General features: G+C 59.1%; 1 protein-coding gene. It reads right to left on the bottom strand.

Annotation, left to right across the window (positions count from 1 at the left end; genetic code table 11):
* Positions 1 to 1,102 (bottom strand): Ig-like domain-containing protein (locus tag ACU6HM_RS18760; RefSeq protein ID WP_446764198.1); only part of this gene is annotated, 1,102 nt, incomplete at both ends.

The following is a 1,102-nucleotide window of genomic DNA, read 5'->3' as shown; positions in this document are numbered from 1 at the left end:
GGCTTCGGACTCGGCCTTGTTGACCACGTCGTCACCGGCAATGGTGTCGATGGTAATCGCAGCTTCGGGCAGATCGGTATCCACACCGTAGCCACGGTCGGCTTCAGCGCTCGCTGGGTTACCGGCGGCGTCTTCGGTCTCGACCTTGGCGTGTACGTTCGAATCTTGGGCCAGTTCGGTGCCAGGAACGTCCACGTTCCAGGTCTTGCCATCGGCGTTAACGGTGGTGGTGTAGTCCTTACCGTTCACGGTCACAGTCACCGTGTCGCCAGCCTTGACGTCTTTACCCACAGTACCGGTAACAGTGACATCCCCTTCCGATTCAGCCTTGTTGATTACGTCGTCACCGGCAATGGTATCGATCGTGATCGCAGCTTCAGGCAGATCGGTGTCGACACCGTAGCCACGGTCGGCTTCAGCGCTCGCTGGGTTACCGGCGGCGTCTTCGGTCTCGACCTTGGCGTGAACATTGCTGTCTTGGGCCAGTTCGGTACCAGGAACGTCCACGTTCCAGGTCTTGCCATCGGCGTTAACGGTGGTCGTGTAGTCCTTGCCGTTCACGGTCACAGTGACCGTGTCGCCAGCCTTCACATCCTTGCCAACCGTACCAGTGATGGTCACGTCAGACTCGGACTCGGCCTTGTTGACCACGTCGTCACCGGCAATGGTGTCGATGGTAATCGCAGCTTCTGGCAGATCGGTGTCGACACCGTAGCCACGGTCGGCTTCAGCGCTCGCTGGGTTACCGGCGGCGTCTTCGGTCTCGACCTTGGCGTGTACGTTCGAATCTTGGGCCAGTTCGGTGCCAGGAACGTCCACGTGCCAGGTCTTGCCATCGGCGTTAACGGTGGTGGTGTAGTCCTTACCGTTCACGGTCACAGTCACCGTGTCGCCAGCCTTGACGTCTTTACCCACAGTACCGGTAACAGTGACATCCCCTTCCGATTCAGCCTTGTTGATTACGTCGTCACCGGCAATGGTGTCGATCGTGATCGCAGCTTCAGGCAGATCGGTGTCTACACCGTAGCCACGGTCGGCTTCAGCGCTTGCTGGGTTACCGGCAGCGTCTTCCGTTTCCACCTTGGCGTGTACGTTCGAATCT

The organism is Alcaligenes sp. RM2, from assembly GCF_052931795.1.
The sequence above is the reverse complement of the archived record's forward strand: the minus strand, read 5'-3'. Positions and strand labels throughout refer to the sequence as shown.